This is a genomic window from Promicromonospora sukumoe 327MFSha3.1 (assembly GCF_000385135.1).
GTDB lineage: Bacteria > Actinomycetota > Actinomycetes > Actinomycetales > Cellulomonadaceae > Promicromonospora > Promicromonospora sukumoe_B.
The window spans coordinates 2,005,590-2,031,853 of sequence record NZ_ARQM01000010.1 but is presented as its reverse complement, the minus strand read 5'-3'; the positions used below and the strand labels follow the sequence as shown (position 1 = coordinate 2,031,853).

At 74.3% G+C, this 26,264-nt stretch carries 23 protein-coding genes and 1 riboswitch; of the genes, 21 read left to right on the top strand and 2 right to left on the bottom strand.

What is annotated here, in order from left to right; all coding sequences use genetic code 11:
* Window position 1: 1 nt before the first annotated feature.
* From carA to H291_RS0112785, 13 genes are all read left to right on the top strand, one after another.
* Entirely contained in the window at window positions 2-1,336 is a 1,335-nt protein-coding gene (gene carA, locus H291_RS0112845) for a glutamine-hydrolyzing carbamoyl-phosphate synthase small subunit (RefSeq protein WP_033326761.1), read from the top strand.
* Complete coding sequence (gene carB, locus H291_RS0112840) at window positions 1,336-4,725, top strand: carbamoyl-phosphate synthase large subunit (RefSeq protein ID WP_020015405.1); 3,390 nt, start codon at window positions 1,336-1,338, stop codon at window positions 4,723-4,725. The genes carA and carB overlap by 1 nt, the downstream gene beginning before the upstream one ends.
* Window positions 4,722-5,636, top strand: coding sequence for an orotidine-5'-phosphate decarboxylase (gene pyrF / locus H291_RS0112835; protein WP_026365702.1), 915 nt, complete (start codon window positions 4,722-4,724; stop codon window positions 5,634-5,636). Before carB ends, pyrF begins: the two co-directional genes overlap by 4 nt.
* 288 nt (window positions 5,637-5,924) lie before the next feature.
* The gene (mihF, locus tag H291_RS0112830) at window positions 5,925-6,236 is read left to right on the top strand and encodes an integration host factor, actinobacterial type (RefSeq protein WP_020015403.1); all 312 of its coding nucleotides are present in this window, start codon (window positions 5,925-5,927) and stop codon (window positions 6,234-6,236) included.
* Between the two features lie 31 nt (window positions 6,237-6,267).
* The gene (gmk, locus tag H291_RS0112825) at window positions 6,268-6,834 is read left to right on the top strand and encodes a guanylate kinase (RefSeq protein ID WP_033325942.1); all 567 of its coding nucleotides are present in this window, start codon (window positions 6,268-6,270) and stop codon (window positions 6,832-6,834) included.
* A 92-nt stretch (window positions 6,835-6,926) separates the two neighbouring features.
* Window positions 6,927-7,262 (top strand): DNA-directed RNA polymerase subunit omega, encoded by a 336-nt coding sequence (gene rpoZ, locus H291_RS0112820; protein ID WP_020015401.1) that lies wholly within the window; start codon window positions 6,927-6,929, stop codon window positions 7,260-7,262.
* Window positions 7,263-7,322: 60 nt separating this feature from the next.
* A complete protein-coding gene (coaBC, locus tag H291_RS0112815; RefSeq protein ID WP_020015400.1) occupies window positions 7,323-8,600 on the top strand; it encodes a bifunctional phosphopantothenoylcysteine decarboxylase/phosphopantothenate--cysteine ligase CoaBC in 1,278 nt (425 codons plus the stop codon).
* Between the two features lie 58 nt (window positions 8,601-8,658).
* A complete protein-coding gene (metK, locus tag H291_RS0112810) occupies window positions 8,659-9,849 on the top strand; it encodes a methionine adenosyltransferase (protein ID WP_020015399.1) in 1,191 nt (396 codons plus the stop codon).
* A 175-nt stretch (window positions 9,850-10,024) separates the two neighbouring features.
* Window positions 10,025-12,565: a primosomal protein N' gene (locus H291_RS0112805; protein WP_020015398.1), complete on the top strand. Its 2,541-nt coding sequence runs from the start codon at window positions 10,025-10,027 to the stop codon at window positions 12,563-12,565.
* Window positions 12,562-13,218, top strand: a complete 657-nt coding sequence (locus H291_RS0112800; RefSeq protein WP_020015397.1) for an HAD family hydrolase — start codon at window positions 12,562-12,564, stop codon at window positions 13,216-13,218. Before H291_RS0112805 ends, H291_RS0112800 begins: the two co-directional genes overlap by 4 nt.
* A 69-nt stretch (window positions 13,219-13,287) precedes the next feature.
* The gene (locus H291_RS0112795; RefSeq protein ID WP_020015396.1) at window positions 13,288-14,250 is read left to right on the top strand and encodes a hypothetical protein; all 963 of its coding nucleotides are present in this window, start codon (window positions 13,288-13,290) and stop codon (window positions 14,248-14,250) included.
* A gap of 4 nt (window positions 14,251-14,254) precedes the next feature.
* The gene (gene fmt / locus H291_RS0112790; RefSeq protein WP_020015395.1) at window positions 14,255-15,256 is read left to right on the top strand and encodes a methionyl-tRNA formyltransferase; all 1,002 of its coding nucleotides are present in this window, start codon (window positions 14,255-14,257) and stop codon (window positions 15,254-15,256) included.
* Window positions 15,253-16,839: an RsmB/NOP family class I SAM-dependent RNA methyltransferase gene (locus H291_RS0112785; protein ID WP_020015394.1), complete on the top strand. Its 1,587-nt coding sequence runs from the start codon at window positions 15,253-15,255 to the stop codon at window positions 16,837-16,839. The genes fmt and H291_RS0112785 overlap by 4 nt, the downstream gene beginning before the upstream one ends.
* 63 nt (window positions 16,840-16,902) lie before the next feature.
* Here H291_RS0112785 and H291_RS0112780 read toward each other — a convergent pair whose 3' ends face one another.
* On the bottom strand, window positions 16,903-17,850 hold the full coding sequence (locus tag H291_RS0112780; protein WP_157236842.1) for a DUF3592 domain-containing protein: 948 nt from the start codon (window positions 17,848-17,850) through the stop codon (window positions 16,903-16,905).
* A 213-nt stretch (window positions 17,851-18,063) separates the two neighbouring features.
* Complete coding sequence (locus H291_RS0112775) at window positions 18,064-18,492, bottom strand: DUF1761 domain-containing protein (protein WP_026365698.1); 429 nt, start codon at window positions 18,490-18,492, stop codon at window positions 18,064-18,066.
* Between the two features lie 36 nt (window positions 18,493-18,528).
* On the opposite strand from H291_RS0112775, the gene rpe reads away from it, so the two are divergent.
* The 8 genes from rpe to ribH all read left to right on the top strand — a co-directional run bounded on the left by rpe (window position 18,529) and on the right by ribH (window position 26,254).
* Window positions 18,529-19,191 (top strand): ribulose-phosphate 3-epimerase, encoded by a 663-nt coding sequence (gene rpe, locus H291_RS0112770; RefSeq protein ID WP_020015391.1) that lies wholly within the window; start codon window positions 18,529-18,531, stop codon window positions 19,189-19,191.
* A 216-nt stretch (window positions 19,192-19,407) separates the two neighbouring features.
* Complete coding sequence (locus tag H291_RS29905) at window positions 19,408-20,676, top strand: sensor histidine kinase (RefSeq protein ID WP_020015390.1); 1,269 nt, start codon at window positions 19,408-19,410, stop codon at window positions 20,674-20,676.
* Window positions 20,673-21,422: a response regulator transcription factor gene (locus tag H291_RS0112760; protein ID WP_020015389.1), complete on the top strand. Its 750-nt coding sequence runs from the start codon at window positions 20,673-20,675 to the stop codon at window positions 21,420-21,422. Before H291_RS29905 ends, H291_RS0112760 begins: the two co-directional genes overlap by 4 nt.
* 76 nt (window positions 21,423-21,498) lie before the next feature.
* A complete protein-coding gene (locus tag H291_RS0112755; protein ID WP_020015388.1) occupies window positions 21,499-22,221 on the top strand; it encodes a DUF2306 domain-containing protein in 723 nt (240 codons plus the stop codon).
* Between the two features lie 85 nt (window positions 22,222-22,306).
* Window positions 22,307-22,443, top strand: a riboswitch (FMN riboswitch).
* A gap of 202 nt (window positions 22,444-22,645) precedes the next feature.
* On the top strand, window positions 22,646-23,734 hold the full coding sequence (gene ribD, locus H291_RS0112750; RefSeq protein WP_020015387.1) for a bifunctional diaminohydroxyphosphoribosylaminopyrimidine deaminase/5-amino-6-(5-phosphoribosylamino)uracil reductase RibD: 1,089 nt from the start codon (window positions 22,646-22,648) through the stop codon (window positions 23,732-23,734).
* Window positions 23,734-24,369, top strand: a complete 636-nt coding sequence (locus tag H291_RS0112745; protein WP_020015386.1) for a riboflavin synthase — start codon at window positions 23,734-23,736, stop codon at window positions 24,367-24,369. Before ribD ends, H291_RS0112745 begins: the two co-directional genes overlap by 1 nt.
* Window positions 24,366-25,766 (top strand): GTP cyclohydrolase II, encoded by a 1,401-nt coding sequence (ribA, locus tag H291_RS0112740; protein WP_020015385.1) that lies wholly within the window; start codon window positions 24,366-24,368, stop codon window positions 25,764-25,766. The genes H291_RS0112745 and ribA overlap by 4 nt, the downstream gene beginning before the upstream one ends.
* The gene (ribH, locus tag H291_RS0112735; RefSeq protein ID WP_026365696.1) at window positions 25,763-26,254 is read left to right on the top strand and encodes a 6,7-dimethyl-8-ribityllumazine synthase; all 492 of its coding nucleotides are present in this window, start codon (window positions 25,763-25,765) and stop codon (window positions 26,252-26,254) included. The genes ribA and ribH overlap by 4 nt, the downstream gene beginning before the upstream one ends.
* Window positions 26,255-26,264: the final 10 nt, after the last annotated feature.

Below are 26,264 nucleotides of genomic sequence, written 5' to 3'. Positions count from 1 at the left end.
GATGACGCCCGCAGACACGCCGGCAAGCACGCCGGCGCAGACGCCGGCACACACGACTACCGCAGCGCTGGTCCTCGAGGACGGCACCACCTACCGCGGCCGCGCCTACGGCGCCACCGGCACGTCGTTCGGCGAGATCGTCTTCTCCACCGGCATGACCGGCTACCAGGAGACGCTGACCGACCCTTCGTACCACCGGCAGATCGTCGTCATGACGGCGCCGCACGTGGGCAACACGGGCGTCAACGACGAGGACCCCGAGTCGGGCCGCATCTGGGTCTCGGGCTACGTGGTCCGCGACCCCGCGCGCCGCGTCTCGAACTGGCGCGCGCAGCGCTCCCTCGGTGAGGAGCTGGCCGCGCAGGGCGTCGTCGGCATCTCCGACGTCGACACCCGCGCGCTGACCCGTCGCCTGCGCGAGGAGGGCGTGATGCGCGCCGGGATCTTCTCCGGCGACGACCTGGTGCGCGGCGGCTACCCGCGCCCCGTCGAGGAGCTCGTGGCCGAGGTGCAGGCGTCCCCGCAGATGGCGGGCGCCAACCTGGCCCCCGAGGTCTCCACCCAGGAGGCCTACACGGTCGAGCCGTCCGGCGAGCACGCCGGCCAGCCGCCGGTCGCGACCGTGGTCGCGGTCGACCTGGGCATCAAGGCCATGACGCCGGCACGGCTGGCGGAGCGCGGCGTGCGCGTCGTCGTCGTGCCCCAGTCCTCGACGGCCGACGACGTCCTGGGCGTCTTCGCGGACCTGCCCGACGACGCCCCCCGCGGCGTCTTCTTCTCCAACGGCCCCGGCGACCCCGGCGCCGCCGGCCACGAGGTGGAGCTGCTGCGCGCCGTCCTGGACCAGGGCATCCCGTTCTTCGGCATCTGCTTCGGCAACCAGCTCCTGGGCCGCGCGCTCGGCTACGGCACCTACAAGCTGGGCTACGGCCACCGCGGCATCAACCAGCCGGTGCTGGACCGCACGACCGCCAAGGTCGAGGTCACGGCGCACAACCACGGCTTCGCCGTCGACGCGCCGGTGTTCGCCGAGGACGGCTCGCCCGCGATCTCCGACGCCCCGCACGACGGCGGACGCTACGGCCGCGTCGTCGTCTCGCACGTGGGCCTGAACGACCAGGTCGTGGAGGGGCTGACCTGCCTCGACCGGCCCGCGTTCTCGGTGCAGTACCACCCGGAGGCCGCCGCCGGCCCGCACGACGCCGCGTACCTGTTCGACCGCTTCGTCGGCCTGATGACGAACCCGACGGCCTGGCCGCCGGCCCTCACCACCCAGCCCGCCCCCGCAGCAGCACAGCCCGCAGCAGCACAGCTCAACTCCGAGGAGAACCACTGATGCCTCGTCGTACCGACATCTCCTCGGTCCTGGTGATCGGGTCCGGCCCGATCGTCATCGGCCAGGCCTGCGAGTTCGACTACTCCGGGACCCAGGCCTGCCGCGTCCTGAAGGAGGAGGGCCTGCGGGTCATCCTGGTCAACTCCAACCCGGCCACGATCATGACCGACCCGGAGTTCGCGGACGCCACGTACGTGGAGCCCATCACCACCGAGGTCCTGACCACGATCATCGCCAAGGAGCGCCCCGACGCGCTGCTGCCCACCCTGGGTGGTCAGACGGCGCTCAACGCCGCCATCGCGCTGGACGAGGCGGGCGTGCTGGAGAAGTACGGCGTCGAGCTGATCGGCGCCAACATCCCCGCCATCCAGAAGGGCGAGGACCGCCAGCAGTTCAAGGACGTCGTCACCAAGTGCGGCGGCGAGTCGGCGCGCTCGGAGATCGTGCACACGATCGACGAGGCCCTCAAGGCCGCCGAGGTGCTCGGCTACCCGATGGTCGTGCGCCCGTCGTTCACCATGGGCGGCCTGGGCTCCGGCCTGGCCTACGACGAGGCGGACCTGCACCGCATCGTCGGGCAGGGCCTGCACTACTCGCCCACCACGGAGGTGCTCCTTGAGGAGTCCATCCTGGGGTGGAAGGAGTACGAGCTCGAGCTCATGCGCGACCGGAACGACAACGTCGTGGTCGTCTGCTCCATCGAGAACGTCGACCCCGTGGGCGTGCACACCGGCGACTCCGTGACCGTCGCGCCCGCGCTGACGCTCACCGACCGCGAGTACCAGAAGCTGCGCGACATCGGCATCGCCGTGATCCGCGAGGTCGGCGTCGACACGGGTGGCTGCAACATCCAGTTCGCGATCGACCCGGCCGACGGCCGCATCATCGTCATCGAGATGAACCCCCGCGTGTCGCGCTCCTCGGCGCTGGCCTCGAAGGCGACCGGCTTCCCGATCGCCAAGATCGCCGCCAAGCTCGCCGTCGGCTACACGCTGGACGAGATCCCGAACGACATCACCAAGGTGACGCCCGCGAGCTTCGAGCCCACGCTCGACTACGTCGTGGTCAAGGTGCCGCGGTTCGCGTTCGAGAAGTTCCCCGCCGCCGACGACACGCTGACCACCACCATGAAGTCGGTGGGCGAGGCCATGGCGCTGGGCCGCAACTTCACCGAGGCGCTCGGCAAGGCCCTGCGCTCCATCGACAAGGGCGGCGTGACGTTCCACTGGGACGGCGACGCCCCGGTCGGCGACGAGCTCGCCACGCTGCTCAAGGAGATCGAGCGGCCCACCGAGCAGCGCCTGGTGCAGGTCCAGCAGGCCCTGCGCTCGGTCGGCGTGCCGGGCGGCACCACGCTCGAGGAGGTCTTCGAGCACACCAAGATCGACCCCTGGTTCCTCGACCAGATCCAGCTCGTCAACGAGGTCGCCGAGCAGGTCGCGACGTCGCCCACGCTGACCGAGGACGTGCTGCGGCACGCCAAGCGGCACGGCCTCTCCGACGCCCAGGTGGCGGCGCTGCGCGGCATGAGCGGCTCCGGCGAGGCCACGGTGCGCGAGATCCGGCACGCCCTCGGCGTCCGCCCGGTCTACAAGACCGTGGACACCTGTGCGGCCGAGTTCGCGGCCAAGACCCCGTACCACTACTCGAGCTACGACTCCGAGTCCGAGGTCGCGCCCCGCGAGCGGGAGGCCGTGATCATCCTCGGCTCGGGCCCCAACCGCATCGGCCAGGGCATCGAGTTCGACTACTCCTGCGTGCACGCCACCCTGGCGCTGGCGGAGAAGTACGAGACCGTCATGGTCAACTGCAACCCCGAGACGGTCTCGACGGACTACGACACGTCCGACCGCCTGTACTTCGAGCCGCTGACCTTCGAGGACGTCCTGGAGGTCTACCAGGCCGAGCTCGCCGCCGGCCCGGTCAAGGGCATCATCGTCCAGCTCGGCGGGCAGACGCCGCTGAGCCTCGCCCGGCGCCTGGCCGAGGCCGGCCTGCCGATCCTCGGCACCAGCCCCGAGGCCATCGACGCCGCCGAGGACCGCGGCATCTTCGGCCAGGTCCTGCTCGACGCCGGCCTGCCGGCCCCCGCGTTCGGCACGGCCCGGTCGCTGGCCCAGGCCCGCGACGTCGCCGAGGGCATCGGCTACCCGGTGCTCGTGCGCCCCTCCTACGTGCTCGGCGGCCGCGGCATGGAGATCGTCTACAGCGAGGACCAGCTCACCGGCTACGTCGAGCGGGCCCTGGCCGAGAGCGCGGCGGCCGCCGCGCGCGACGGCGCCCCGGGCACGCTGGCCGCCCCGCTGCTCATCGACCGGTTCCTCGACGACGCGATGGAGATCGACGTCGACGCGCTGTACGACGGCGAGGAGCTGTTCCTGGGCGGCGTCATGGAGCACATCGAGGAAGCCGGCATCCACTCCGGCGACTCGGCGTGCGTGCTGCCCCCGGTGTCGCTGAGCGAGACCGAGATCGCGCGCATCCGCCGCTCCACCGAGGCCATCGCCAAGGGCGTCGGCGTGCGCGGCCTGCTCAACGTCCAGTACGCGCTCGTGAGCGACGTCCTGTACGTGCTGGAGGCCAACCCCCGCGCGTCGCGCACCGTGCCGTTCGTCTCCAAGGCGACGGGCACGCCGCTGGCCAAGGCCGCGGCCCGCGTGATGGTCGGCGAGTCCATCGCCGACCTGCGGGCGGCCGGGGTGCTCCCGGAGCACGACGGCGCCACGCTCGACCTGGGCGCGCCGCTGGCCGTCAAGGAGGCCGTGCTGCCGTTCAAGCGGTTCCGGACCCGCGAGGGCCTGGTCGTCGACTCGGTGCTCGGCCCGGAGATGCGCTCCACGGGCGAGGTCATGGGCTTCGACAAGGACTTCCCGCACGCGTTCGCCAAGTCGCAGGCGGCGGCGTTCGGCGGGCTGCCGACGTCGGGCACGGTGTTCGTGTCGGTGGCCGACAGCGACAAGCGGCACGTGGTCTTCCCCGTCAAGCGTCTGGTCGAGCTCGGCTTCAAGGTGCTGGCCACGGCCGGTACCGCGAACGTGCTGCGCCGCAACGGCATCGAGGCCACCGAGGTGCGCAAGCACACCGAGGGCCGCGGGCCGGACGGCGAGCTCACCGTCGTGGGGCTCATCACCGAGGGGCAGATCGACCTCGTGGTGAACTCGCCGTCGGGCCAGGGCGCCCGCGCGGACGGCTACGAGATCCGCGCGGCGACGACGGCGGCCGACAAGCCGATCGCGACCACGGTCGACCAGCTCGCCGCCGCGGTGCAGGGCATCGAGGCGGTGCTCGCCGGCCCGTTCGAGGTGGCGAGCCTGCAGGAGCACACGGCCGCCACGACGGCGCGGCGCGCGGCGGCGCACGCGGGTGCCGTGGCCGGGGTGCACGCGTGAGCGGGGGCTCTCCCGACCGCGCGGTGCCGTTCGGCGCACGCCTGGCCGCGGCCATGGACGAGCACGGGCCCCTGTGCGTGGGCATCGACCCGCACGCGTCGCTCCTGCACGCCTGGGGCCTGCCCGACGACGTCTCGGGCCTACGGGAGTTCTCCCTGCGGGTCGTGGACGCGCTCGGGGGCCGGGTCGCGGCCTTCAAGCCGCAGGCCGCGTTCTTCGAGCGGCACGGCTCGCGCGGCCTGGCGGTGCTGGAGGAGGTGATCGCGGCGGCCCGCGCGACGGGTTCTGGCAGCACGGGCTCCCTCACGATCATCGACGCCAAGCGCGGCGACATCGGGTCGACCATGGGGGCCTACGCCGAGGCGTTCCTGGCGGACGGCTCGCCCCTGGCCGGCGACGCGCTGACGGTCTCGCCCTACCTGGGGTTCGGCTCGCTGACGCCCGCCGTCGAGCTGGCCACGGCCACGGGGCGCGGGCTGTTCGTGCTGTGCCTCACCTCCAACAAGGAGGGCTTCGAGGTGCAGCATGCGGTGCGCCGTGCCGAGGGTGCGGCCGAGGGTGAGGAGGGGAACGGCGTCTCTGTCGCCGCGCTCATGGCGGCCCACGCGGCCGTGCTCAACGCGGGGGCGGAGCCCATGGGCTCGGTCGGCCTCGTGGTGGGCGCGACGATCGGCGACGCGGTGGCCGCCACGGGGACCGACCTGGTCGCCGTCAACGGCCCGCTGCTGGCCCCCGGCGTCGGCGCGCAGGGGGCGGGGGAGCGGGAGCTCGCCACGACCTTCGGCGAGGCCCGGCGGAACGTCCTGGCGTCGTCGTCCCGGGCGGTGCTTGGGGCCGGACCGACCCCGGAGGCGCTGGTGAGCGCGGCGCGCGACGCCGCGCGGGAGGCGACCGACGCCCTGCGTGGCTGATTTTTTCGGTTGACCGACACGTTGGACACGGGTTGGACAAAGCGCCCACGATCCCTACGGATCGTGGGCGCTTTGTTGTGGAATGTACTAAATGCCTATTTGCTCGGGTGCATGAGTTTTCACGAAGTGGCGTTCTGCGATTGCCGACCACTGAGGCGATGGCTACTTTCGATGCAGCAGTTCACACCAGACCGGTTGCGGGCCAGGTCACGGACTTGGGCATCGGGCCCGAGCGAGGACCGACGTCCCGAGTCAGAAGACCGGTCGAGAGACGAGTAGGTGACTTGCGTGGCACTACCACCCCTCACACCCGAGCAGCGTGCGGCAGCACTCGAGAAGGCAGCCGAGGCGCGACGCGCGCGGGCAGAGATCAAGAACAAGCTCAAGTACTCGCAAGGTTCCCTGAGGGAGGTCATCGAGCAGGGCCAGAAGGACGACGTCGTCGGCAAGCTCAAGGTCGTCTCGTTGCTCGAGTCGCTGCCAGGTGTCGGTAAGGTTAAGGCCAGGGCGATCATGGAAGAGATCGGGATCGCCGAGACCCGCCGCGTCCGAGGCCTCGGACCGCACCAGTCGGCGGCGCTCATCGAGAGGTTTGGCTGAGATCAGTACGACACAACCCGCACGGCTGACCGTGCTCGCAGGTCCCACCGCGGTGGGCAAGGGCACGGTCTCCGCCGACGTGCGGGACCGCTATCCGCAGGTCTGGCTCTCCGTGTCGGCGACCACCAGGTCGCCGCGCCCGGGCGAGGTGGACGGAGTGCACTACCTGTTCGTGTCGTCGGAGGAGTTCGACCGTATGGTCGCCGCCGGCGAGATGCTCGAGTGGGCCGTGGTGCACGGTCGTAACCGGTACGGGACGCCACGGCGACCGGTGGAGCAGAAGCTCGCCGCCGGGGTCCCCGTGCTCCTGGAGATCGACCTCCAGGGTGCGCGCCAGGTGCGCGACGCGGTGACGGCCTCGGGCCTGGAGGCCCGGTTCGTCTTCCTCGCCCCGCCGAGCTTCGACGAGCTCGTCCGCCGGCTCGTCGGGCGTGGCACCGAGGACTCCGAGGAGCGCGAGCGACGCCTCGCGACGGCGCGCGTCGAGCTCGCCGCCGAGGAGGAGTTCGACGTCTCCATCGTGAACGACGACGTGCACCGCGCCACGGACGCGCTCGTCGCCTTCATGGGTGTGGGTTCCACCACACCCGTCGGCTGAAGGGGCGTGCCGCCTGCCACCTCCGGGTGACAGAGCAGGTAGACTCTTTCTTCGGACTTTCCCCCTTCACCCAAGACTTCTGGAGCTTCATCATGGCCGGAACCGTCGCCGCCCCCGAGGGCATCACCGACCCGCCGATCGACGAGCTGCTCGAGCGCATCGACTCGAAGTACGGCCTCGTGCTGTACGCGTCCATGCGTGCCCGTCAGATCAACGCGTACTACTCGCAGCTCAACGAGGGCCTGCTGGAGAACGTGGGCCCGCTCGTCGAGACCCGCAACCAGGAGAAGCCCCTCTCCATCGCGATGCGCGAGATCACCCAGGGCCTCCTCACCATCGAGGAGGTCGACCCCGCCGAGGTGCAGGCGCAGGCCGACGCCGCTGCCGCCGCCAAGGCCGAGCAGTCGCTGCCCGAGTTCCCGGCCTGATCCGGACGTGACGCGGGCCGGCTGTCTGCGGGGCGGCGCCCCGTCGAAGGGTGACCACCGATGAGGATCCTCCTGGGCGTCTCCGGTGGCATCGCCGCGTACAAGGCGGTGCTCCTGCTGCGGCTGTTGCGCGAGCAGGGGCACGCCGTGCGCGTGATCCCCACCCGCGCGGCGCTGGAGTTCGTGGGCGCGCCGACCTTCGAGGCGCTCTCGGGCGAGCCCGTCAGCACCGAGGTGTTCGACGACGTGCCCGGCGTGCAGCACGTCGCGCTGGGCCAGCACGCGGACCTCGTGATCGTGGCCCCGGCCACGGCCGACCTGATGGCGCGGGCCGCCGCCGGCCTGGCGGACGACCTGCTGACCACCACGCTGCTGGCCGCGCGCTGCCCGGTGGTGCTCGCCCCGGCGATGCACACCGAGATGTGGGACCACCCCGCGACCCGGGCCAACGTCGCCACCCTGCGCGAGCGGGGCGTGCACGTGATCGAGCCCGCCTCGGGGCGGCTCACGGGCAAGGACACCGGCCCCGGCCGCCTGCCCGACCCGGAGGAGATCGCCCGCGAGGCGCTCTCGCTGGTCGACCCGGCGCTGGTCGAGCAGTCGCTGGTCGAGCCTGTCGAGACCCCCGCGGCCGCCGCCACGGAGAACCTCGACCTCGCCGGCCGCCGCGTCGTCGTCTCCGCCGGGGGTACCCGCGAGGCGATCGATCCCGTGCGGTTCATCGGCAACCGGTCCAGCGGACGCCAGGGCGTGGCCCTGGCGCAGGCCGCCGCCGCGCGCGGCGCCGTCGTGACCCTGGTCGCGGCCAACCTCGCGGCGGACGTGACCGACCAGGTGCTCACCGGCCCGCGCCCGTGCTCCGTGGTGCAGGTCGAGTCCACGGCCGAGCTGCGCGAGGCCGTCCGGGCCGCGGGCGCCGAGGCGGACGTCGTCGTGATGGCCGCCGCCGTGGCGGACTTCCGGCCCGCCGCCACGCCCGACGCCAAGATCAAGAAGGTGCCGGGGCAGGGTCCCGCGCCGATCCAGCTCGTCGAGAACCCCGACATCCTGGCGGAGCTGGCGCACGAGCGCCTGCGTGCCGACCAGGTCGTGGTGGGGTTCGCCGCCGAGACCGGCGACGCCACCGGCAGCGTGCTCGACCACGGCCGGGCCAAGGCGCGGCGCAAGGGCGCGGACCTGATCGCGGTGAACGCCGTCGGGTCCGGGCGCGGTTTCGGCACCGAGAGCAACGAGGTCACCATCCTGGACGGGGCCGGCGACGTCGTCGGACTGGCCTCCGGGACCAAGCGCGAGGTGGCGGACGCCCTGTGGGACGCCGTCGCCAAGCTGCTGCCGTGACCCCCGTCTCACCTGCCAGGATCGACTTCTCGCTGTGCGAGACATTAGGCTGGGCCCCATGAGCGAGCTGCGCCTTTTCACGTCCGAGTCCGTGACCGAGGGTCATCCGGACAAGGTCTGTGATCAGATCAGCGACGCCATCCTCGACGCCCTGCTGGAGCAGGACCCGACGTCGCGCGTCGCCGTGGAGACCATGGTCACGACCGGGCTCGTGCACGTCGCGGGCGAGGTCACCACCGAGGCGTACGTCGAGATCCCGCAGATCGTGCGCGACGTCGTGCGTGGCATCGGCTACACGTCGTCCGCCATCGGGTTCGACGGCGACTCGTGCGGCGTGTCCGTCTCGATCGGCCAGCAGTCGCCCGACATCGCGCAGGGCGTCGACAAGGCGCTCGAGATGCGCGACGACACGAGCGACCTCGACCCGCTGGACGCCCAGGGTGCCGGTGACCAGGGCCTCATGTTCGGCTACGCGTCCGACGAGACGCCCGCCTTCATGCCCGTGGCGGGCTGGCTCGCGCACCGCCTGTCGGAGCGCCTGGCCGCCGTGCGCAAGTCCGGCGAGCTGCTGGGCCTGCGCCCCGACGGCAAGACCCAGGTGACCATCGGGTACGACGGCGACCGGCCCGTCGCCGTCGACACCGTGGTGCTCTCCACCCAGCACGACGCCGACGTCCTGCAGGAGAAGCTGCACGCCGAGGTGGCCGAGACCGTGATCGCCCCCGTGCTGGAGGCCGCCGGCCTCGACTGGAGCGGCGCGCGGCAGTTCGTGAACCCGACCGGTAAGTTCGTCATCGGCGGGCCGCAGGGTGACGCCGGCCTGACCGGGCGCAAGATCATCGTCGACACCTACGGCGGCATGGCGCGCCACGGCGGCGGGGCGTTCTCCGGCAAGGACCCGTCGAAGGTGGACCGCTCGGGCGCGTACGCGATGCGCTGGGTGGCCAAGAACGTCGTGGCCGCCGGGCTCGCGCGGCGCTGCGAGGTCCAGGTCGCCTACGCCATCGGCAAGGCGCACCCCGTGGGCCTCTACGTCGAGACGTTCGGCACCGAGACCGTGCCCGTCTCGAAGATCACGGCGGCCATCCACGAGGTGTTCGACCTGCGTCCGGCCGCGATCGTGCGCGACCTGGACCTGCTGCGCCCGATCTACCGGGCGACGTCCACGTACGGGCACTTCGGGCGCGGCCTGCCCGACTTCACGTGGGAGCGCACCGACCGCGTCGAGGACCTGCGCAGCCTGTTCTGAGGGCTGGCCCTGGCTGGCTGTTTTCTCTGAGGTCGGCACTCTGCATTGAGACCGGTCCACCGCTGGACCGATCTCAATGCGAAGTGCCGACCTCTGTGCGTGGTGCCCACGGCGAGGGCAGCCGGACGGCGGCGGCGTCGCCCGGGATGTGGGTGGCGCGTGGTGGGATAGGGGCGTGAACGGGGACGTGGACCAGGCCGTGCAGGACGGCGTCGCGGAGGGCGGTGTCACGGAGGACGGGGCGCTGCTCGGGCTGGACGAGGTGGGCGGTGCTCCCGCTGCCGGCAAGGGAGACAGCCGGGGCAGGAAGAGCTCGCGGGGACCGCTCGACAACGCCGAGACCAACGGCATCCCCATCGCCGAGCACCTGCCCGTCGCCCGCGTCGTGCTGGACCTGCAGCCCGGGCACCTGGACCACCCGTACGACTACCTGGTCCCGGTCTCCATGGACGCCGACGCACAGCCAGGCGTCCGGATCAAGGCGCGGTTCGGGCGGCAGGACGTAGCGGGCTACGTCGTCGCGCGCCAGGAGACCTCGGACCACGACGGCCGGCTCGTGCCGCTGCGGAAGGTGGTGTCCGGCGAGCAGGTGCTGACGCCGCAGGTGCTCGCGCTGTGCCGCGCCGTGGCGGACCGGTACGCGGGGACACTGGCCGACGTGCTGCGGCTGGCGCTGCCGCCGCGGCACGCGCGCGTGGAAAAAGAGACTGAGAAGGAGCCCGAGAAGGAGCCCGAGAAGGAGCCTGAAAAGGAAGCAGCCAAGGAGGGCGGGGCGGGCGCGGAGGCGGCGGAGGCGGCGGAGGCCGGGTCTGCGGGGGCCGGGTCTGCTGAGACCGAGTCCGCTGAGGCCGAGCCGGCTGCGGCCGGGGACAGCCCCGTGCCCGTGCCGGACGCCTCCGCCTGGGCCCCGTATCGCGGGGGAGAGGCGTACCTGCGGCGGATCGCGGCCGGTGAGGCTCCGCGAGCCGTGTGGTCGGCGCTGCCGGGTGTGGGGGTCGACCGGGCGGGCGGGTCCGCGGGCGGGGCTACGGAAGCATCCGCGATCACCCCGCACTGGGCGGCCGCCGTCGCGCAGGCCGTGCGGGCGTGCACGGCGGGCGGGCGCGGGGCGCTCGTCGTCGTGCCGGACGCCCGGGACGCGGAGCGGGTCGTCGCTGCCCTGGAGAACGCCGCTCCGGGGAACAGAGCCCGAGGGAACACGGCCCCGGAAGGCGCAGGGGGCGCCGAGAGCGGGTCCGACGACGTCGTGCGGCTGCTCGCGGACGACGGGCCCGCGCCGCGGTACCGGGCGTTCCTGCGGGCGCTGCGTGGTGGGGCCCGGGTGGTGGTCGGGACGCGGGCGGCGATGTTCGCGCCCGTGGCCGACCTCGGGCTGGTGGTGCTGTGGGGCGACGGCGAGGAGACGCTGGCCGAACCGCACGCGCCGTACCCGCATGCGCGCGACGTCCTGGCGCTCCGTGCCGAGCGGGAGGACGCGGCGTTCCTGCTGGGCTCGCCGGGGCGCACCGTGCAGGCGCAGGCGTTGCTCGCGTCCGGCTGGGCGCGCGAGCTGGCCGCGCCCCGCGACGTGGTGCGGGCCCGCGCGCCCCGGGTGCGGGCGCTGACGTCCGTGGAGCTGGCACGCGACGGCGCCGCCGCCGCGGCCCGGCTCCCGTCCGTGGCGTGGCGGGCGGCCCGCGAGGCCCTGGAGCGCGGCCCCGTGCTGGTGCAGGTGCCCCGCTCGGGCTACCTGCCCGTGGTCGCGTGCTCCCGCTGCCGCGTCGCGGCCCGCTGCGCGCACTGCCACGGCCCCCTGGGGCTCCCGCACGCCGACGGCGCCCCGCAGTGCACCTGGTGCGGCCGTCTGGCCGGCGGCTGGCGCTGCGACGAGTGCGGGTGGACGGGCTTGCGCTCGGTGCGGGTCGGCTCGGCGCGTACCGCGGAGGAGCTCGGCCGGGCGTTCACCGGGGTGCCGGTGCGGCTGTCGGCGGCGTCCGCCCCGGGCGGGGTGATCGACGCCGTCCCGGACACGCCCGCCCTGATCGTCGCGACCCCCGGGGCGGAGCCGGTCGCCGCGCACGGCTACGCCATCGCCCTGCTGCTCGACGCCGCCGTGATGACCGGCGGCACCGGGCTCGCGGCCGGCACGGAGGCGCTGCACCGCTGGCTCGCCGCGGCGTCGCTGGTCCGGCCCGGGCCCCAGGGGCAGGTGCTGCTCGTGGGCGACGGCGCCCCCGGGCCCACCCAGGCGCTGGTGCGCTTCGACCCGGCGGGCTTCGCGGAACGGGAGCTCGACGAGCGCGCCGAGCTGCACCTGCCGCCCGCGGTCCGGGTCGCCGCCGTGACCGGCGACCGGCTCGCGGTGGACGCCGTCGTCGGGCGCGTGGGCCTGCGGGAGGACCTGGGCGCGGGGTCGGGCGTGCTGGGGCCGGTCGAGCTCGATCCGGACGCCCCCGGGCGGGGTGCCGGGGGACGGGGTCCGGGCGGCCGGGGTGGCGCGGCGCCGTCGGGCCGCCGGGAGCAGGGCAGGGGCGCGGGTGGGGGCGGGGGCGGGAGCGCGGGTGGGAGTGCGGCCGGGTTCCAGGCCCTCGACCTGCCCGTGCGCACCGTGCTGCGGGTACCGCTTGCCCAGGGCGACGAGCTCGCCCGTAGGCTCAAGGCCAGCCTCGCTGTCCGCTCCGCGCGCCGCGAGGGCGGGACAGTCCGTGTTCAGCTCGACCCGAAGGAGATGCTGTGACCGCAGCCGACCCCACGAGTACTGCCAACGCCGTGACCGACGCCCCCGTGATCGACACCGTCGTGTACGACTTCGGCAACGTCCTGATCGGCTGGGACCCCTTCGGGCCCTACGCGGGTCGGCCCCGGGCCGAGGTGGAGGCGTTCTTCGAGGCGGTGGACTTCGGCTCCATCAACCACGCCGCCGACGCCGGCACGCCGTACTCGGTGCTGCTGGAGCGCGTGGGGCGCACCCACCCCGACCACGTCGAGGACCTGCGCCGGTACGTGGACCACTACGAGCTGTCGCTGACCGGGCCCATCGAGGGCTCGGCCGAGCTCGTGGCCGAGCTCAAGGGCCTCGGCCTGCGTCTGTACGGGCTGACGAACTGGCAGGCCGAGACCTTCCACAGCGCCGAGCCCGCCGCGCCGGCGATCGGCCTCATGGAGGACGTCATCGTCTCCGGGCGCGAGGGCATGGCCAAGCCCGACCGGCGCATCTTCGAGCTCGTGGTCGAGCGGTTCGGCGTCGACCCGTCCCGCGCCGTCTTCGTGGACGACAAGACGGTGAACGTCGACGCCGCCCGCGGCGTCGGGTTCCACGGTGTCGTGTTCACGGACACCGGGTCCCTGCGCCGGGACCTGCGCGCCCTGGGGCTCCCGGTCGCGGGGTAGCACCAGCAGAGCTTCGGCGACCGGCGAATCACCTCCCGGCACCGTCCCACGCGGTGTCACGCTCCGGGGATGACCTCGCTGCTCGTGCGGACCGTCCGCACCAACCCGCCGCTCGCCGTGACCGGGCTGGTGACCGTCGTGGTGCTCCTGGCGTGCCTGGCCGGCCTCGTGGCCGACCCGCGCCAGGTGCTCGGCGAGCCCACCTGGCTCAAGCCCGCGAAGTTCGCCGTCTCGATCTCGCTCTACAGCCTCACGCTGGTCTGGTTCCTCACCTACGTCCGCGGCCGACGACGCCTCGTCGCCGCCGTCTCCTGGATCGTCGCCGCCGCGCTGCTGGTCGAACAGGCGCTCATCATGGTCCAGGCGGCGCGCGGCCTGCGCAGCCACTTCAACGTGAGCACCGCGCTGGACCAGACGATCTACTTCGCCATGGCGGGCGCCGTCGCCACGCTCTGGGCCACCAACGTCGTGCTCGCCGTCGTGCTGCTCGCCCAGCGGCTGGACGACCCCGTCCTCGCCTGGGGCCTGCGCGCCGGCCTGGTGGTCGCCGTCACCGGGATGGCCGTCGCCTTCCTCATGACCGACCCCACCCCCGCCCAGCTCGACGCCGTCCGCGCCGGCGGGGACCGCGTGCTGGTCGGCGCGCACTCCGTGAGCCGGGCCGACGGCGGGCCCGGCCTGCCCGTGCTCGGCTGGTCCACCGTGGGCGGCGACCTGCGCGTCGCCCACTTCGTCGGCATCCACGCCATGCAGGCCCTGCCCCTGGTCGCCTGGCTGCTCGCCGCCCTGCCCGCCGCCTGGCTCACCGTCCGCGACCGCACCCGCCTCGTCCAGGTCGCCGGCGCCACCGGCCTCGCCGTCGTCCTGCTGCTGACCTGGCAGGCACTGCGCGGGCAGCCCCTGACGGGACCCGACGCCCTGACGGCCGGGACCGCCGCCGTCGTGGCGCTCGCGGCCCTCGCCGCGGCCGCGGGTGTGGTGCTCGTCGCCCGGCGCCGGGCCGCGGTGAGCGAGGCTGCACACCTAGACTGACCTGGTGCGTCTTCTCTTCGCCGGAACCCCTGAACCCGCCGTCGCCTCCCTGGAGGCCCTGCTCGGCTCGCGCCACGAGGTGGTCGCCGTCCTGACCCGCGCCGACGCGCCGTCGGGCCGCGGCCGCAAGCTCACGCCCAGCCCCGTGCGGGCACGGGCCGAGGAGGCCGGGCTGCGCGTCATCACCGACGTCCCCCGCGGCGACGAGTTCGTGGCCATGCTCCAGGAGCTGGAGATCGACGCCGCCCCCGTGGTCGCCTACGGCCACATCCTGCGCCCCGCCGTCCTGGCCGTGCCCCGCCTCGGCTGGGTCAACCTCCACTTCTCCGTGCTGCCCGCCTGGCGCGGCGCCGCCCCCGTGCAGCGCGCCGTCATCGCCGGCGACGAGGTCACCGGCGCCACCACGTTCCTGCTCGACGAGGGCATGGACACCGGCCCCGTGCTCGGCACCACCACCGAGACCATCCGGCCCACCGACACCTCCGGCGACCTGCTCGGCCGCCTCGCCGTCTCCGGCGCCCAGCTTCTCGTGTCCACCCTCGACGCCCTCGAGGACGGCACCCTCCAGCCGCAGCCCCAGCCCGCCGACGGCGTCTCCGTGGCCCCGAAGCTCACCACCGACGACGCCCGCGTGCTCTGGACCGACCCGGCGCTCGCGGTCGACCGTCTGGTGCGCGGCTGCACGCCCGCGCCGGGCGCGTGGACGCTGCTGCCGGACGGCTCCCGCCTGGGCCTCGGGCCCGTCTCGCCGCGCCCCGAGGTGACCGACCTGACCGCCGGTGAGGTGCGCGCCCTCAAGCACGAGGTGCTGGTCGGCACGGCCACGCACGCCGTCGCGCTCGGGGAGGTGCGGCCCGTCGGCAAGAAGGCGATGCCCGCGCCCGACTGGGCCCGCGGCGGAGGCCGCGCGCTCGTCGAGGCGGGGCTCGTGCTGGGCGGGGCAGCGGCTCCCGCGACGACGGCGGGCTCGACGTCCGCCACGACCACGACGGGGGCCTCCGCATGAGCGGCTACGACGGCGACCGGGGTGGTCGTGGGGGTCAGGAAGGCCGCGGGGGACAGGGCGGCCGCGGGGGACAGGGCGGCCGCGGCTACGGCGACGAACGGCGTAGCGCCGCGGGGCGCCAGCGTTCGGCGGCCCGCTCCCGCGGCGACCGGTCCACGACGTCGCAGGCGCCGTCCGAGCGCCGCAAGCGGACGGACCAGGCCCGGATTGCCGCGTTCGACGTGCTCCGCGAGGTCGACGAGTCCGACGCGTACGCCAACCTCGTGCTGCCCCCGCTGCTGCGTGAGCGGCGCATCCGCGGCCGCGACGCCGGTTTCGCGACCGAGCTGACGTACGGCACGCTGCGGCTGCGCGGCCGGTACGACGCGGTCCTGGCCACGTGCGTGGACCGGCCGCTGTCGGGCCTGGACGGGGCGCTGCTCGACGTCCTGCGCCTGGGCGCGCACCAGCTCCTCGGCATGCGCGTGCCCGTGCACGCCGCGGTCTCGGAGACGGTCGGCCTCGCGCGCAACCGGGTCGGCGCCGGGCCCGCGCAGATGGTGAACGCGGTGCTGCGCCGGGTCTCCGAGCGGCCCCTGGACGAGTGGCTGTCCGTGCTCGAGAAGGAGGCGCCCGACGCCCTGACCGGCCTCGCGACCACGCAGTCGCACCCGGTGTGGATCGCCCGCGCCCTGCGCGAGGCGCTGGCGGGCAACGGGCGACCGACCGACGAGATCGGCGACCTGCTCGCCGCCGACAACGCCGCGCCGCGGGTCACGCTGGTGGCGCGGCCCGGCCTGACCGACGTCTCCGACGAGGACGCCTGGGGCGACGCCGACCTGGTGGCGGGCCGCTGGGCGCCCACCGCGCTCCGGCTGGAGGGTTCGGACCCGTCCGGCATCCCCGCGATCCGGGACGGTCTCGCGGGCGTCCAGGACGAGGGGTCGCAGCTGGTCACCCTCGCGCTGGCCGGCGTGCCCGTGGACGGCGCCGACAGCCGGTGGCTGGACCTGTGCGCCGGCCCGGGCGGCAAGGCCGCCCTGCTCGCCGCGCTGGCCGCGCAGCGGGGCGCGACGCTGGTCGCCAACGAGGTGGCCCCCCATCGCGCCCGGCTGGTCGCCAAGGCGCTGGCCGCGCTGCCCGACGGCGTCGTCGAGGAGGTGCGGATCGGCGACGGCCGCGAGGTCGGCACCGAGGAGCCCGGGGCGTACGACCGCGTGCTGGTCGACGCGCCGTGCACGGGCCTGGGTGCGCTCCGCCGTCGGCCCGAGAGCCGGTGGCGCCGGACGCCGTCCGACCTGGCGGCCCTGACCGGCCTGCAGCGCGAGCTGCTGGCCTCCGCGCTGGACGCCGTCCGGCCCGGGGGCGTGGTGGCCTACGTGACGTGCTCGCCGCACCTGGCCGAGACGCAGCTCGTGGTCGCCGACGTGCTGAAGAAGCGCGACGACGTCGAGCGGCTCGACGCGCCGGCCGCGGTGCGCGCGGTGGTGCGTCCTGCGGCGCGCGAGGAGATCCCGCTGGGGGAGCGTGACGACGTGCAGCTCTGGCCGCACGTGCACGGGACGGACGCGATGCACCTGACGCTGCTGCGCAAGGTCGTCTGAGCCGGTCGTCCAACCGTCGTCGGTCCGCCGGCCGCGTCCTCAGCCGGCCGGTGGACCGGCGTCCTAGTCCGTCGGCGTTGGTCTCCGGGCCCGTTGTGCGAGGGCGACGACCCCGGTGAGGACGGATACCGCCGCTGCCACGGCGAGCGCGATGGACAGGCCGACGAAGGCCTGCGTATCCGCCTGCCAGCTGCTGTCGCCCACGGCCTCGGCGTTGCCCGGCCTGCCTGGCTCGTAGACCAGCTCGACCACGTTGCCCTCGAAGTACACGTGGTCCCGGGGGCTGATGTAGGACGTCGCCTCGGTCCCGTCCGGCAGCGAGAAGCGCACGTCGAGCCAGCCGTCGCTTCCCCAGTCGCTCCGCACGACGGTGGCCCGCGCGCGAGCCCCGGTGTCCTGGAGAGCCCGCGCGTCGTCGACGGCCCCTGCGGCGAACATGCCCACCGCGACCGCCGTCGCCACCGGCGCGACGATGACGAAGAGCACGATCTGCGCCGTCTCGAGACTCGCCAGAAGGTGCGGTTGGCGGCGAGGCGGGCGGCGGCGAGACACGTGAACGGCGAGCGGGGGCCGCTGCCGGAGAAGATGCTCGTTGTCGGGACGCCCGTCGCGCAGCCGGGTCCAGGCACGTCGAAGAAGTTCGCCGAGGGGGAGGAGTGCGAGCAGCAGCAGCGCGAGCGCGAACAGATCGAGGAGCACGCCGATGACGATGCCGAGGTCGACCGGCGGCGCGTCGACGGCCGCGGCAACTCCCGGGTCACGAGGGTCGTAGACCACCTCGATGGTGTCGCCCACACCGGTGCCGGCCGGCCACCGGTCCAGGGTCGTCTCGAACTGCGGCGGCTCGATGGGCCGGACCGTGATCGTGCCCGAACCCCTGGGACTGGTTTGGTGGTGGAGCACCGAGGCCTCGGCGTGCACCCCACGACTGTCCAGGACGACCCGCTCCTGGAGGTAGCCGTAGGTCAGATAGGCGGGAAACGTCGCGAAGGCGAAAAGGCCGAGGACCATTGCCAGGAGCCCACGGCTGGACCTCGCCCGGAGCGCGGCCCTAGTCCTTGCGGACTGCGCGGCCCAGGGCGAAGCCGACGGTTGATCACGGTCGACGCCGTTCCGGGTCGCGACCGCGTCGTCGGCCTGGTCCGCTTGCTCGGTCACGCCCGGAGACTAGCGGCGGGACCCCGCGTCCGGGCCGCGATCCGGCGTCCCGCAGCGGGTGAACTCCTACACGCCCGCCGGCGGCCACACCCCGATGATCACGGACATGACCAGGATCGTCACCAGCTCGTGGGCCAGGTTCAGCGTGGTCAGCGACGGCGGGCGGCCCTCGAAGGCGTCGTGCGTGATCATCCGGGCGGCCGTGAAGCCGATCCAGAGCAGCACGCCGGTCACGACCGCCGCGCTGAGGAAGCTGCCCTCGTAGAAGCGCCACGCGATGAAGACGGCGCCGGCCAGCACCCACGCGGTCAGGAAGCTGACGATCACCGTGACGACGATGGGCCACACGCCCCTGGCCTCGGCGGCCTCCCGGTCCACGTTCGCCAGGCGCATCCAGCGGGTGCCGAACACGCGCGGCGTGTACCAGACCGAACCCACGACGAGCGTGGAGAGCGTGGCCACGATCACGGCCCAGTAGTTCACATCGGGGATCATCGTCGCTCCCTGTCCGTCGGCCTCTAGGCTGGCATCATGGCAGCACTCATCGCCCCCAGCATCCTGTCCGCCGACTTCGCGAACCTCGAGCGGGACCTCGGCAGGATCGCCTCCGCCGACTACGCGCACGTCGACGTCATGGACAACCACTTCGTGCCGAACCTGACGCTGGGGCTGCCGATCTTCGAGCGGCTCGCGAAGGTGTCGCCGATCCCGCTCGACGCCCACCTCATGATCGAGAACCCGGACCGCTGGGCGCCGGCGTTCGCGGAGGCCGGGGCGGCGTCGGTCACCTTCCACGCGGAGGCCGCGCAGGCGCCTGTCCGGTTGGCCAGGGAGCTGCACCGGCTCGGCGCGCGGGCGGGTGTGGCGCTGCGTCCGGCGACCCCCGTGGAGCCGTTCCTCGACCTGCTGGCCGAGATCGACATGATCCTCGTGATGACGGTCGAGCCCGGGTTCGGCGGGCAGTCGTTCATCGAGGGCACGCTGCCCAAGATCCGCCGCGCGCGGCAGGCCGTGAGCGAGTCCGGGCTCGACGTCTGGATCCAGGTCGACGGGGGAGTGTCCCGCGACACGATCGAGCGGGCGGCCGACGCCGGCGCGAACGTCTTCGTGGCGGGTTCCGCCGTGTACGGGGCCGAGGACATCCCGGCGGAGATCGCGACGCTGCGCGAGCTGGCGGACAAGCACACGCACTGACCGGCGTCCCGACCGGCGTCCGACCGGCGTTCTGACCAGGGTTCCGAACGCCGTCGGGCCGCACTCGCCGAGTGTCGGGCTGGAAAAATAGTGTGCCAAGCGCGTCGAGCACCCCAGACCGGTCGGCGGACAGCTCACCGACCGGCCCCGGCGGGGGAGGGCAGCTCGTACTTCTGGCCGATCCCGTGGGGGCGGCCGCACTCGTAGCATGGGGCCGTGTCCGCCATCCGTTCGGTCTGGGACGAGCCGCGGCCCGCCGGCCCGCCCGCACGGGCGTGGTGGGACTGGGCGCTGGTCGGCGTGTTCGTCGGCGCCGCGGTGATCGAGGGGATCGCGCGTCCCGACGTCCCCGGGCGCTGGCTGCAGGTCGCCACGGTCGTGGTGCTCGCGCCGACCCTGCTCTGGCGTCGCGCCTACCCGCTGCTGATGGTCGCGATCGCGTTCGTCGCGTCCGGGGTTCCCGCTGTGGTCCTGGGCCGGGAGCTCGACCTCGCGGCGGCCGTGTTCCAGCTCGTGCTGGCGTACGCGCTGTTCCGGTGGGGGAGCGGGCGCGCCATGGTGCTCGGCGGCGTGCTGATCCTGGCCAAGCTCGGCATCAACACCGCCCTCGGCTTCCTGGGCTGGTCCGACGTCGCCGCCGGCCTCCTCATCCTCTCCGCCGCCTTCGCGCTCGGGCTGGCGTTCCGCTACCGCGCCGGTGCCCGACGCCGCGAGCGCGAGCAGGTCGTCCTGCTGGAGCGCGAGCGGTTGGCGCGCGACCTGCACGACGTCGTCGGGCACCACGTCTCGGCGGTGGCCGTCCGGGCGCAGGCCGGGCTCGCGGTGTCTCGCACGGACCCCGCCGCCGCGGCGGAGGCCCTGCGGGTCATCGAGGGCGAGGCCACCCGCGCGCTGGCCGAGATGCGCACCCTGGTCCGGGCGCTGCGCTCGGACGAGGCCCCGGCGGCCGGCGCCGCAGGCGACGCCACGACCGGAGCGCCCGCCGACCGTGCTTCCTTCGGTCGTGCTTCCGCCGAACGCACTCCCGGCCCCACGCTCGCCGACGTCGAGCACCTCGCCGACGCCGGGCCGCCGCCCGTCCGCGTGGTCGTCGAGGGTGACCCCGACCGGGTTTCGGCGGCGGTCGGGTCCGCGGTGCACCGCATCGCCCAGGAGTCGGTCACCAACGCGCGCCGGCACGCCCGCGGGGCCACGGGGATCACCGTCCTGGTCACCGTCCGGGACCAGGACGTGCGGCTCCACGTGTCCGACGACGGCGCCACCCCGGCGCGGCCGCCGCGCGAGGGGTACGAGCCGGCCGGGTATGGACTGGCCGGGTATGGACTGGCCGGGATGCGCGAGCGCGCCGCGCTGCTCGGCGGCACGCTGGCCGCCGGGCCGGACGACGCGGGCGGGTGGGCCGTCGAGGCGGTGCTGCCGCTGTCGGGTGCGGCGCGGGCCGCTGCGCCGAGAGCCAAGCAGCACCGGCCCGGCAGGCCCGCGTGAGCGCGGACGGGGCCTTCGTCGCGCCCATCACCGTGCTCGTCGCGGACGACCAGGAGATCGTGCGCACCGGCCTGGCGATGATCCTGGACGCGCAGCCCGGCATCGAGGTGGTCGCCCAGGCGGCGGACGGGCGGACGGCGGTCGAGCTCGCGCGCCGGCTGCGGCCCGACGTCAGCCTGCTCGACATCCGGATGCCCGGCCTGGACGGGATCGAGGCCACGGCGCTGCTGGCCGGGCGCGAGGTGGCCGACCCGCTCGCCGTCGTCGTCATCACGACCTTCGACCTGGACGAGTACGTCTATGCCGCCCTGCGCGCCGGGGCGCGCGGGTTCCTGCTCAAGGACGCCGGCGCGGCGCTCCTGTCCCAGGCGGTGCGGGCCGCGGCGGCCGGGGACGCGCTCATCGCGCCGAGCGTCACGACGCGGCTGCTGCGGGCCTTCGCGGACTCGGCCCCTACGAGCGGGGCGGGTGGGGCCGGCGGGTCCGGCGGGTCCGGTGTGGGCAAGGCTGGTTCCGACGGCGGCGTCCCGCAGCCGCTCGATCCGCTGACGGCGCGCGAGGAGGAGGTGCTCCTGGCGGTGGCCCGCGGCCGGACCAACAACGAGATCGCGCGCGAGCTGTTCGTCACGCTCAGCACGGTGAAGTCGCACGTCGCCAACCTGATGACCAAGGTCGGGGCGCGCAACCGGGTCGAGGTGGCGCTGTGGGCCTACGACACGGGACGGGTGCGGCCGGGGCAGCCCTGACTCGTACTTTCGGCTGGTCGGAAGACCGGTCCGTGGGCCGATGACCCGGCCCCCGCCGGGCCGGGACCCTCGGTACATGACCACACCCGACGCAGCACCCGAGGCGGCACCCGGATCCACGGCGGCAGCGCTACCCGAGAGCGGGCCCGTCCAGACCCGTCGGCAGACAGGTCGGCGCGCTCGCCACGTCTGGCTCGTCCCGACCGGCCTGCTGCTCCTGGCGGTGATCCCCGCCCTGGGCGGCTCCGCGCGGCTCGCCGAGCTGGCCTCCGACCCCGTCCTCACCGAGGAGAACGCGCGGTTCGTCAGCCAGCCGCTGCCCGTCGTGCTGCACATCGTGTGCGTGACGGTGTACAGCATGCTGGGCGCCTTCCAGTTCGTGCCGAGCCTGCGCCGCCGCCGCTGGCACCGGTGGGCCGGCCGGGTGCTCGCGCCGGCGGGGGTCGGCGTCGCGCTGACGGGGCTCTGGATGACGGCGTTCTACGACCTGCCGGTCAAGGACACCGCCGTGGTGAACGGCATGCGCTACCTGGTGGGCACCACGATGCTGCTCGCGATCGTGCTGGGGGTGCGGGCCGCGCTGCGCCGGGACTTCGCGACCCACTCCGCCTGGATGACGCGTGCGTACGCGCTGGCGATGGGCGCCGGGACGCAGGGGCTGCTGCTCGGGCCGCTCGTGCTGGTCACCGGGAGCCTCGACCCGGTGACCAACTCGATCGGGCTGACCGCGGGCTGGCTGATCAACATCGCGGTGGCCGAGTGGGTGATCCACCGCCGTCGGCTGCGGGAGCGCGGGTAGTCCGACCGGACCCGCCCCGCATGTGACGCAAGCCATGGCTCCGCCGTCGGCGACCTGTGGCATGCTGACGAGCAGCAGTACGCACACACGTGCTCCGGGGTCGGTGTAATTCCGAGCCGGCGGTTATAGTCCGCGACCCGCGTCCGTCCGCAATGACGGGCCGGTTGACCTGGTGGAACTCCAGGACCGACGGTGAAAGTCCGGATGGGAGGAAGCACGTGCGGCGCCGCCGTCCCCTGGGGCGTGCGACGCCGTGACGTCGTGCGCGCGGTCCGGGCCCTCGTGGCCCCCGGTCCGCGTACCCGTCGTCCACCCCGGAGCACCGACGCTCGGGGAGGACGGCATGAACCAGGCAGCCACGGATCGCAGAACCGCTGATCGGACAGCACCGTACGGTCTCGAGCCCGCTGGTCTCGACGCCGCGATGCGCCGCGCCCTCGCGCTCGCCGCGCTGGGCCCGGCCCACGGGCCCAACCCGCGCGTCGGCTGCGTGCTCCTGGACCCGGGCGGCCGCACGGTCGCCGAGGGGTACCACCGCGGCGCCGGCACCCCGCACGCCGAGGCGGCGGCCCTGGCGGACGCACGGTCCCGCGGCGTCGACCCCCGTGGCACGACGGCGGTGGTGACCCTGGAGCCCTGCGCGCACCACGGCCGCACCGGACCCTGCGCGGACGCCCTGATCGACGCCGGGGTGGCTGCCGTGCACGTCGCGGTCGCCGACCCGAACCCCGTCGCGACGGGCGGCGCGGACCGGCTGCGGACGGCCGGGATCCCGGTTACCGTCGGCCTGCTCGCCGACGAGGGCGAGGAGCTGCTGCGCACCTGGCTGCACGCCGTGCGCACCGGCCGTCCCTACGTGACCCTGAAGCTCGCCACCAGCCTCGACGGCCGGGTCGCGGCTGCGGACGGCACGAGCCGCTGGATCACCGGCGCCCAGGCCCGCGCGCACGCCCACACGGTCCGCGCGCAGGTCGACGCGATCGCCGTCGGCTCCGGGACCGCGCTCACCGACGACCCGTCCCTGACCGCCCGCCGCGCCGACGGCGGCCTCTTCGAGCACCAGCCCCTGCGGGTGGTGCTCGGCCGCCGCCCGGTGCCCGACGGCGCCCGCCTGCGCGGGCCCGGGGGCGAGCTGCTCCAGCTGCCCGGGGACGACCTCGACGCCGCCCTGCGCGCGCTCGGCGACCGCGAGGTGCGGCACCTGCTCGTGGAGGGCGGCCCCACGCTGGCGACCGCACTGCTGGCCGCGGACGCCGTCGACGAGCTGCACGCGTACGTGGCGCCGGTGCTGCTCGGCGCGGGCGCCACCGCCGTCGGCGATCTCGGCGTGACCACCATCGGCGAGGCCGCGCGGTTCGCCACGGACGACGTGACCCGGCTCGGCGACGACATGCTGCTCGCCGCGCGGCGGATCGAGCCCGTATCCGCCGCCGCCGAGAACGAGATCGAGAACGCCCCTGCCCCCACCGCCCAGCACGGCCGGCCCGGCCGGCACACCGAGGAGGAGATCTGATGTTCACGGGAATCGTCGAGGAGCTCGGCTCAGTGGTCGCGCTCGTCCGCCCCGACGGCGACGGCGCGGCGTCCGGCACGGACTCCGTCGCGCCCGACGCCGTCCTGACCGTCGCGGGCCCGCTCGCCACGTCGGACGCCCGCCCGGGCGACTCGATCGCCGTCGACGGCGTCTGCCTGACCGTCACCTCGGTGGCGGACGGCGCGTTCGTGGCCGAGGTGATGCCGGAGACGCTGCGCCGCACCTCGCTCGGCGGGCTGGTCCCGGGTGCGCGCGTCAACCTGGAGCGGGCGCTGCCGGCGAACGGCCGGCTGGGCGGGCACGTGGTGCAGGGGCACGTCGACGGCGTGGCCACGCTCGTGGGCCGCACGCCCGGCCCGCGCTGGGACGACCTCGAGTTCGCCGCGCCTGCCGCCCTGACCCGGTACGTCGCGGAGAAGGGCTCCGTGGCGCTGTCCGGGGTCTCGCTCACCGTCACCTGGGTCTCGGACGACGGCTTCGGCGTCTCGCTGATCCCGACGACACTGGCCGCGACGACGCTGGGCGGCCTGGTCCCGGGCGACGCGGTGAACGTCGAGGTCGACGTGCTCGCCAAGTACGTCGAACGGCTCATGGCGGCGGGGGTCGCACGATGACCGGCGTGGGGGTGGTCGCGCCTGTCACGGCGGCGGCCGAGCTCCCGGGAACGGAACAGCTCATGGAGCGCGCCCTCGCCGAGCTCGCCGCGGGCCGTCCCGTGCTCGTGGCGGACGACGCCGGCCGGGAGAACGAGGTGGACGTCGTGCTGGCCGCGGGTGTCGCGACGCAGCAGTGGGTCGCGTGGACGGTGCGGCACTCGTCCGGGTACCTGTGCGCGCCGATGCCGGCGCACCGGGCGGACGCCCTGGAGCTGCCGCTCATGGTGGAGCGCACCGAGGACCCGCTGCGGACGGCCTACACGGTCTCGGTGGACGCCGTGGGCGTGTCGACCGGCATCTCCGCGGCCGACCGGGCGCTGACCCTGCGGGTGCTCGGTGACCCGGCGTCGGTCGCGGGCGACCTGATCCGGCCCGGGCACGTGCTGCCGCTGCGGGCGCGCCCGGGCGGGGTGCTGGAACGCCCCGGGCACACCGAGGCCGCGGTCGACCTGGTGCGGCTGGCGGGGGAGCGAGCTGCCACCACGGGCCCGGCGGTGCTGGGCGAGGTCGGCGCGATCGCCGAGCTCGTGCGCGACGACGGCGCCGTGATGCGCCTGGCCGAGGCGCACGACCTGGCGGCCGAGCACGGGCTGGTGGTGCTGACCGTCGCGGAGCTGGTCGCGTGGCGGCGGGCGCACGACCCGGTCCCGGCCGCCACCGCGGCTGACAGCACGCACTCCGCCCTCCCCGCGCCCCGCGTCGAGCGGGTCGCGGAGGCCGCGCTGCCCACGCGCCACGGCGACTTCCGGGTGGTCGCGTACCGGGACCTCGTCTCGGGCGCGGAGCACCTGGCCCTGACGCCCGTGGGGCACGAGGGTGGCTCCCTGGTGCGGGTGCACTCGGAGTGCCTCACGGGCGACGGCCTGGGCTCCCTGCGCTGCGACTGCGGCCCGCAGCTCGAGGCGTCGCTGCGCGCCGTGGCCGCCGAGGGCGGCGCCGTCGTGTACCTGCGGGGGCACGAGGGCCGGGGAATCGGCCTGGCGGCCAAGATCCAGGCGTACACGCTGCAGGACGCCGGGCGGGACACCGTCGAGGCCAACGTCGAGCTCGGGCTGCCGGTGGACGCGCGGGAGTACGGCGCGGCGTCGGCGATCCTGGCCGACCTCGGCGTGGCCGTCGTCACCCTGCTGACCAACAACCCGGGCAAGGTGACGGGCCTGCGCGCGGCGGGCACGGACGTCGTCGGGCGGCGGGGGCTGGTGGTGGGGCACGGCGTGCACAACCACCGGTACCTGGAGACCAAGCGGCTCGTGATGGGGCACCGCCTCGGTGCCGTCGCCGTCACGGACCTGAACCAGAACCAGAACCACAACAACCACGACGAGCTGGACCAGAACGAAGGAGCATGCGCATGAGCGGGGCTGGAGCACCCAACGTGATCGTCGACGGCACGGGCCTACGGGTGGTGCTGATCGCGGCGAGCTGGCACGAGCAGGTGATGGACGGCCTGCTGGCCGGCGCCCGCCGGGCGCTAGTGGCGTCCGGCGCGACGTGGACGGAGGTGCGGGTGCCGGGTTCGTTCGAGCTGCCCGTGGCCGCTGCGCGTGCCGCCGGGATCGGGGGAGGGGCTGCTGCCGACGCCGTCGTCGCGCTCGGCGTGGTGATCCGCGGGGGCACGCCGCACTTCGACTACGTGTGCTCGGCGGCGACGTCGGGCCTGACGGACGTGAGCGTGCGCACCGGCGTGCCGGTCGGGTTCGGGGTGCTGACGTGCGACGACGAGCAGCAGGCGCTGGACCGGGCGGGCCTGGAGGGGTCCAAGGAGGACAAGGGCGCGGAGGCCGTCGAGGCGGCGATCGCGACCGCGGCGACGCTGCGGGCGTTCGCGTCGAGCGGGGTCTGAGCAGCGTCGC